This is a genomic window from Streptomyces sp. NPDC054840, from assembly GCF_053611065.1.
The window spans coordinates 1-6,962 of the sequence record NZ_JBSGZP010000391.1 but is presented as its reverse complement, the minus strand read 5'-3'; the positions used below and the strand labels follow the sequence as shown (position 1 = coordinate 6,962).

At 69.9% G+C, this 6,962-nt stretch carries 9 protein-coding genes and 1 pseudogene; 8 read left to right on the top strand and 2 right to left on the bottom strand.

The annotated features are described in order from the left end of the window. Positions 1–26: 26 nt before the first annotated feature. On the bottom strand, positions 27–734 hold the full coding sequence (locus ACWGIU_RS24700; RefSeq protein WP_453709170.1) for a DUF5324 family protein: 708 nt from the start codon (positions 732–734) through the stop codon (positions 27–29). A gap of 147 nt (positions 735–881) precedes the next feature. On the opposite strand from ACWGIU_RS24700, the gene ACWGIU_RS24695 reads away from it, so the two are divergent. Together ACWGIU_RS24695 and ACWGIU_RS24690 are read left to right on the top strand one after the other, a co-directional pair. Beyond that, the gene (locus tag ACWGIU_RS24695) at positions 882–1,409 is read left to right on the top strand and encodes a peptidylprolyl isomerase (RefSeq protein WP_453709172.1); all 528 of its coding nucleotides are present in this window, start codon (positions 882–884) and stop codon (positions 1,407–1,409) included. A gap of 91 nt (positions 1,410–1,500) precedes the next feature. Continuing rightward, entirely contained in the window at positions 1,501–2,379 is an 879-nt protein-coding gene (locus tag ACWGIU_RS24690; protein ID WP_453709168.1) for a rhomboid family intramembrane serine protease, read from the top strand. A gap of 114 nt (positions 2,380–2,493) precedes the next feature. On the opposite strand, the gene crgA is transcribed toward ACWGIU_RS24690, so the two are convergent. After that, positions 2,494–2,748 carry a cell division protein CrgA gene (crgA, locus tag ACWGIU_RS24685; RefSeq protein WP_030383881.1) on the bottom strand — a complete coding sequence of 85 codons (255 nt, stop codon included), beginning with the start codon at positions 2,746–2,748 and terminating at the stop codon, positions 2,494–2,496. Between the two features lie 91 nt (positions 2,749–2,839). Between crgA and ACWGIU_RS24680 the strand changes: the two genes are divergently transcribed. The 6 genes and pseudogenes from ACWGIU_RS24680 to ACWGIU_RS24655 all read left to right on the top strand — a co-directional run bounded on the left by ACWGIU_RS24680 (position 2,840) and on the right by ACWGIU_RS24655 (position 6,804). After that, the gene (locus ACWGIU_RS24680; RefSeq protein WP_453709166.1) at positions 2,840–3,613 is read left to right on the top strand and encodes a DUF881 domain-containing protein; all 774 of its coding nucleotides are present in this window, start codon (positions 2,840–2,842) and stop codon (positions 3,611–3,613) included. Continuing rightward, positions 3,585–4,340: a class E sortase gene (locus tag ACWGIU_RS24675; protein ID WP_453709164.1), complete on the top strand. Its 756-nt coding sequence runs from the start codon at positions 3,585–3,587 to the stop codon at positions 4,338–4,340. The genes ACWGIU_RS24680 and ACWGIU_RS24675 overlap by 29 nt, the downstream gene beginning before the upstream one ends. Positions 4,341–4,429: 89 nt before the next feature. After that, the gene (locus tag ACWGIU_RS24670; RefSeq protein ID WP_030011120.1) at positions 4,430–4,606 is read left to right on the top strand and encodes a hypothetical protein; all 177 of its coding nucleotides are present in this window, start codon (positions 4,430–4,432) and stop codon (positions 4,604–4,606) included. Continuing rightward, positions 4,603–5,241, top strand: a complete 639-nt coding sequence (locus tag ACWGIU_RS24665; protein ID WP_453709162.1) for an aminodeoxychorismate/anthranilate synthase component II — start codon at positions 4,603–4,605, stop codon at positions 5,239–5,241. The genes ACWGIU_RS24670 and ACWGIU_RS24665 overlap by 4 nt, the downstream gene beginning before the upstream one ends. Positions 5,242–5,390: 149 nt before the next feature. Next, a pseudogene (locus tag ACWGIU_RS24660) lies at positions 5,391–6,065 on the top strand (class E sortase); the annotation flags it as partial. 13 nt (positions 6,066–6,078) lie between these two features. Continuing rightward, positions 6,079–6,804, top strand: coding sequence for a class E sortase (locus tag ACWGIU_RS24655; RefSeq protein ID WP_453709160.1), 726 nt, complete (start codon positions 6,079–6,081; stop codon positions 6,802–6,804). Positions 6,805–6,962: the final 158 nt, after the last annotated feature.

Genomic DNA, 6,962 nt, shown 5'->3' with positions numbered 1-6,962 from the left:
GATCCGGGCCCCTTCCCGTGCGTCGCTCAGATCTGCTTGTCGTCGGGGCCCGACTCGGCCTCCCGCTCCTTCTCGGCCAGCTCATCGTCGAAGCCGGCCGACGCCGCGTCGCTCGCCGGCAGCTCGGTGGCCTCCGGCGGTTCGACGAGCCAGTCCGGATTCGACTGCTGGTCCCACCACTTCCACACCGCGAAAGCGGCCGCCGCCAGTGCGCCGACCAGTGCGGCACCGCGCAGGATCCTGCCGTTGCGCTCGCGCCGCTGATGACGCCGCACCAGCTTCTGCACTTCCTTGGCCGTCACCTGGCCGCGCAGCGCCGCGTAGGCCGCCGTCGACCGGGACGCGGCCTCCTCGGCCATCGGCGTGGCGGCCGCGATCGCGCTCTCGATCTTCGGCTGGGTGTATTCGGCGGCCTGCCGCGCCGCCCGGCGCGCCTGTGTCGCCGCCCGGTCGACAGGCGGCGGCACATGGGCCCGCGCCGCCTTGAGCCGGGGATGCAGATGGCAGTCGTAGGTCGAACGGGCGTGCTGGGCGGCGCTGGTCGCCGCGTACGACACCTTGGGTGCCAGCCGCTCGTTCGCCTCCTGGGCGTAGTGCACCGCGGCTTCCTTGGCGGATTCCGCGTACGGGGCCACCACTTCCGTCGCGTGCCGCACACTTTCCCTGGCGCTCTCGGCTGCCAGGCGCATGCTCTCCTTGCCGGTCACGGGCTCCTCCTCCTCGGTGGCGGACACAGTTCACCTTTCCACCCTTTGTCGGATCATGCCTGCCATATCGCGGACAGGCATGTGTGACAGGGCATACGGGTGGAGGATTTCAGTGCCGCGGAGCGCTCCGTGCGACCATCTGGACCGACAGTGATGACTATGGAAGGCAGATCCGTGGCCGAGAAGCTCTACGCCACCCTGAAGACGACCCACGGCGACATCGAGATCGAGCTGCTGGAGAACTTCGCTCCGAAGACCGTCAGGAACTTCGTCGAGCTCGCCACGGGCGCCCGGGAATGGACCCGCCCCACCGACGGCCAGAAGACCACGGACCCGCTGTACGACGGCACCGTCTTCCACCGTGTCATCAGCGGCTTCATGATCCAGGGCGGCGACCCGCTCGGTAACGGCACCGGCGGCCCCGGCTACCGGTTCGCGGACGAGTTCCATCCCGATCTGGCCTTCACCAAGCCCTTCCTGCTGGCCATGGCCAACGCGGGCCCGGGCACCAACGGCTCGCAGTTCTTCATCACCGTCGCGCCCACCGCGTGGCTGACGCGCAAGCACACCATCTTCGGCGAGGTCACCGACCCGGCCAGTCAGAAGGTGGTGCAGGCCATCGCCGCCGCCGCCACCAACCCGCGCACCGAGCGCCCCCTGGACGACGTGATCATCCAGTCCGTGGTCGTCGAGAAGCGCTGACGCCCGGGAACCTTTCCGCCCCGCCCGTCCGTACTGGATACGTACCGGACCGGCGGGGCAGCCCCTGCCTCGCCGCTGACCGAGGGAACCGATGGACACCGACCGTCTGCCGGGCTGCTACCGCCACCCGGACCGCGACACGGGGATCAGCTGTACCCGCTGCGAGCGCCCCATCTGCCCCGAGTGCATGATCAGCGCCTCGGTCGGCTTCCAGTGCCCCGAGTGCGTCCGCGCGGGCTCCGGAACCGGGCACCAGCCGACCGCGAACGCGCCGCGCACCATCGCGGGCGGGGTGGTCGCCGCCGATCCCCACCTGATCACCAAGATCCTCATCGGGATCAATGCGGTGCTGTTCCTCGTGGTGCTCGCCGACCCGGCGCTCGCGGTCCAGCTGGAGCTGATCGGCGGCCGGTACCGGGAGTACCCCGGCGGGCCGGTCCACGGGGTTGCCGCAGGTGAGTACCACAGGCTGTTGACCTCGGTGTTCCTGCACGTCCAGTGGTGGCACATCATCGGCAACATGATCGGCCTGTGGGTCATCGGCGGGCCGCTGGAGGCGGCGCTGGGCCGGGTCCGCTATCTCGCGGTCTTCCTGCTCTCCGGCCTCGGCGGCAGCGCGCTGGTCTATCTGCTGAGCGAGCCGTACGTCCCGACCCTCGGTGCCTCCGGCGCGGTCTTCGGTCTGCTGGGCGCGACCGCCGTCCTTGCGAAGCGGCTGCGCTACGAGATGCGCCCGGTGATCGTCATGGTCGTGCTGATGCTTCTGCTGACCTTCGTACCGCTCGGTGGCGCGCTCACGGTGTCCTGGCAGGCCCATGTGGGTGGCCTGGTCACCGGAGCGCTGGTGGGTCTGGGCATGCTGATGCCCACCGCCGGCCGCAAGCGCGCACTCGTCCAGTGGGGTACCTGCGCGGTGGCGTTCCTGCTGGCCGCGATGCTGATTCTGATCCGCACCGCGGAACTCACCTGATCACACCGGCGTCAACTCTCCACAGAGTTATCCACAGATCTTCTGTCTTTTCCTCAGGTGTGGATGACGCTGTGGATAACTCATGGGAGAGCTTCCCTCAGGCGCTGTCGGGTGCTACTTCCACTGCGTGGATACGCCGAATCCGGCCGCGATGAAGCCGAAACCGACCACAATGTTCCAATTGCCCAGAGCCTCGATCGGCAGCTGGGTCTCGGTCACGTAGAAAACGACGATCCACGCGAGTCCGATCAGGAAGAACGCCAGCATGACCGGGGCGACCCAGCTGCGGTTCGTCAGCCGGATGCTCTGCGGCTGCCGGGTCGGCGGCGGCGTGTAGTCGTCCTTCTTGCGGATACGTGACTTCGGCACGAGGGGCTCTCCTGTCGATGCGCTGGGGACCTTGCCTGCCCCGGGCGTCCGTTAGCGTAGTGGACCTGTGGCGTTGAAGGAGAAGGGTACGTTGAGCAATTCAGACGACTCCTCCGCGGGTCCCCGTCGCCGGGCCAGGCCGGTCCGGCTGCTCACGGCCGCCGTCTTCGCCCTGGCCGGTCTGCTCTTCGTCACCAGTTTCAACACCTCCAAGGGTACGAACATCCGGACGGATGCCTCACTCCTGAAGCTGTCGGACCTGATCAAGGAGCGCAGCCAGGACAATGCGGCGCTGGAGCAGAGCACCGCGGCCGTACGCGGCCGGGTGGACACCCTCGCGGAGCGTGACGACGGCAGCACCAAGGCGGAGGACGCCAGGCTGGCCGCCCTGCGCGCCGCCTCCGGCACCGAGGAGCTGACCGGCAAGGGACTGACGGTCACCCTCAACGACGCCCCGCCGAACGCCACCGCCCGCATCCCCAACGTGCCCGAGCCGCAGCCCAACGACCTGGTGATCCACCAGCAGGACCTGCAGGCCGTGGTCAACGCTCTCTGGCGCGGCGGTGCCCAGGGCATCCAGGTCATGGACCAGCGGCTGATCTCCACCAGCGCGGTGCGCTGCGTGGGCAACACCCTGATCCTCCAGGGCCGCGTCTACTCGCCCCCTTACAAGATCTCGGCGGTCGGCGACCCGGGCACGATGAAGAAGGCCCTCGCCGCCTCCCCGGCCCTGCAGAACTACCAGCTGTACGTGAACGCGTACGGGCTCGGCTGGAAAGTGGACGAGCACAAGGCGCTGACACTTCCCGCCTACTCCGGCACAGTGGACCTCCACTATGCGAAGCCGGTGGCGCCCACCCCGTGATCGGGTCCGTCCTGAAATCGTCCTGCGCCTCGTGGTGCGGACGTTCAGCGAGGTGTGCCTGACGGCGGGCACGCTGATCCTGCTCTTCGTCGCGTACGTCCTGCTCTGGACCGGGGTCAAGGCCGACCGGGCCATGGACGCGGAGATGGGCCGGATGCGCGACCGCTGGGCGGCCGCCCCGGCCGCCGCGCCCCGGTCGGCCCCGTCGGAGGACCCGCCGGCCTCCCCGCCGCCGGCCGCGCCGCCGGAGCGCCACCCCGCCGGCCGGGCCTTCGCCGAGATGTACGTCCCGCGCTTCGGCCCGGACTGGGTCAAGCCCGTCCTGGAGGGCACCGACCCCGACCTGCTGAAGAAGGGCCTCGGCCACTACGCCGCCACCGCCCCCCTCGGCGCGGTCGGCAACTTCTCGGTGGCCGGCCACCGGCGCACCTACGGGGACCCCTTCAAGGACTTCCCGCACCTGCGCCCCGGCGACGAGGTCATCCTCAAGGACGCGAGCACCTGGTACACCTACACGCTCCGCTCCGCGCCCCTGCGCACGCTGCCCGCCGACGTCGCCGTGGTCGACCCGGTACCGGAGAAATCGCCGTTCCGGGCGCCCGGCCGCTATCTGACGCTGACGACCTGCGATCCGGAATGGGGCCACAGCCACCGGCTGGTCGTCTGGGGGGAGCTGACCGGCACGCGCCCCGCCGCCCGGGGGCGACCGGAGGGTTTGTCCGGGTGACCCACCCTTTCGGGCCGCTGCCTTTAGTCTGTTCGCGTACCGCCCCCGCGGTGCGTTGAACGAACGTGGACGAAAAGGAATCAGGCGGCATGTACGGCTGGATCTGGCGGCACCTGCCGGGAAACGCGTGGGTACGCGCGCTGATCTCACTCGTACTGGTTCTCGCGGTGGTGTTCGTGCTGTTCCAGTACGTCTTCCCGTGGGCCGAGCCGCTTCTTCCGTTCAACGATGTGACGGTGGACGAAGGATCGGGAGCCACTCCGTGAGCGCGCGCATTCTGGTTGTGGACAACTACGACAGCTTTGTCTTCAACCTGGTCCAGTACCTGTACCAGCTCGGTGCCGAATGCGAGGTGCTGCGCAACGACGAGGTCGAGCTCTCGCACGCGCAGGACGGCTTCGACGGCGTGTTGTTGTCCCCCGGCCCCGGTACGCCGGAGGAAGCGGGTGTCTGCGTCGACATGGTCCGCCATTGCGCGAGCACGGCCGTCCCCGTCTTCGGCGTGTGCCTGGGCATGCAGTCGATGGCGGTCGCCTACGGAGGCGTCGTGGGCCGGGCACCCGAGCTGCTGCACGGCAAAACCTCCCCCGTGATGCACGAGGGGCTCGGGGTGTTCGAGGGACTGCCGTCGCCGTTCACCGCGACCCGCTACCACTCCCTCGCCGCCGAGCCCGGGACCCTGCCGGACGCGCTGGAGGTCACGGCGCGGACCGAGGACGGGATCATCATGGGGCTGCGCCACCGGGAGCACGACGTCGAGGGCGTGCAGTTCCACCCCGAGTCGGTGCTGACCGAGTGGGGTCACCGGATGCTCGCCAACTGGCTGGTGCGGTGCGGTGACGCGGGTGCCGTGGAGCGCTCGGTGGGACTGGCCCCGGTGGTGGGCAAGGCTGTCGCGTGACCGCGGTCGCGCCGTCCGCGCCCACGCAGGGCCGGGCCGCGCGACGCAGGGCCGCTCAGGAGGCCGCGAAACAGGCCGCCCGGCGCAGCCGCAGGCGGGGCGGCCGGCGGCGCAGGCGGCCGGCCTCGGGCGGCCCGCTGGTCATCGCGAGCCGCCTGGGCGGAGAGCTGTTCATCACGCTGGGCCTGGTGATGCTGCTGTTCGTCGCCTACCAGCTCTGGTACACGAACCTGCTGGCGCAGCGGGTGGCGAACGGCGCGGCCGGTTCCCTGCGCCAGAACTGGGAGAAGGATGCCGGCGGCTCCGGGGCCGCCGCACCGCCGCCCGTGACGGCCTTCGAGCCCGGCCAGGGCTTCGCGATCCTGCACATCCCGAAGCTGGACGTGAAGGTCCCGGTGGCGGAGGGCATCAGCAAACCGAAGGTGCTGGACCGGGGCATGGTCGGGCACTACGGGGAGGGCGCGCTGAAGACGGCGATGCCGGCCGACGAGCAGGGCAACTTCGCGGTGGCCGGGCACCGCAACACCCACGGCGAGCCGTTCCGCTACATCAACCGGCTGGTGCCCGGCGATCCCGTCGTGGTCGAGACCCGGGACGCCTACTACACGTACGAGATGACCTCGTCGCTCGCGCAGACACCGCCGACGAACGTGGCGGTGATCAAGCCCGTGCCGGAGGGTTCGGGATTCACCTCCGAGGGCCGGTACATCACGCTGACCACCTGCACCCCGGAGTTCACCAGCACCTACCGGATGGTCGTATGGGGCAGGATGACCGATGAACGCCCCCGCAGCCAGGGCCCGCCGCCCGCGCTGACCAGTTAAGGACGGATCAGCAGTGTCTCGTGCCCGCCGCCGCGCCGCGGCCCCGCCCACCGGCAACCGCAGTGTGCTCGCCGGATTTCTGAGCCTGCTGGGCGAGGTGCTGATCACCGTGGGCCTGGTGCTGGGCCTGTTCGTGGCCTACTCGCTGTGGTGGACGAACGTGCTCGCCGACCGGCAGGCGTCGGCGCGCGGAGACGAGATCCGCCGGCAGTGGCAGGTCCCGTCCCCGCAGGCCGCAGAACCGGGGGCGCTGGACACGCAGGACGGTGTCGGCTTCCTGCACGTACCGGCGATGAGGAACGGCGAGGTGCTCGTCAAGCCGGGGACCGATCCGGACACCCTCGACGACGGCGTGGCCGGGTACTACACGGAGCCGGTGAAGTCGGCGCTCCCGTGGCACGAGAAGGGCAATTTCGCGCTCGCCGCGCACCGGGACGGACACGGGGCGAAGTTCCACAACATCGACAAGCTGAAGAACGGCGACGCGATCGTCTTCGAGACCCGCGACACCTGGTACGTCTACAAGGTCTTCGCGGAGCTGCGCCAGACCTCGAAGTTCAACACCGACGTGATCAACGCGGTCCCCAAGGACTCGGGGAAGACCGCCCCCGGCCGGTACATCACGCTCACCACCTGCACCCCGGTCTACACCTCGAAGTACCGGTACATCGTGTGGGGCGAACTGGTCCGCACGGAGAAGGCGGACGCGCGGCGGACCCCGCCGGCCGAGCTGCGCTGAGTGGCGCTGAGGGGCGCGCCGGGACCTGATCGGCCCCTCACCAGGGCCCCAGAAGCCCCTGTGGGAGGCGCCGGCGCCTCCTGGGCCCCAGGAGACCCCTGCGCCCCGGATCCGGCCGCAGGCGGCCGTACAGCGGCGTGACGCACGAAGGTCCGGCC

Excerpts from the sequence above, each read along its gene's own strand:
- ACWGIU_RS24690 (WP_453709168.1), top strand. The coding sequence starts at position 1,501 with ATGGACACCGACCGTCTGCCGGGCTGCTACCGCCACCCGGACCGCGAC.
- ACWGIU_RS24670 (WP_030011120.1), top strand. The coding sequence starts at position 4,430 with ATGTACGGCTGGATCTGGCGGCACCTGCCGGGAAACGCGTGGGTACGC.
- ACWGIU_RS24675 (WP_453709164.1), top strand. The coding sequence starts at position 3,585 with ATGCGAAGCCGGTGGCGCCCACCCCGTGATCGGGTCCGTCCTGAAATC.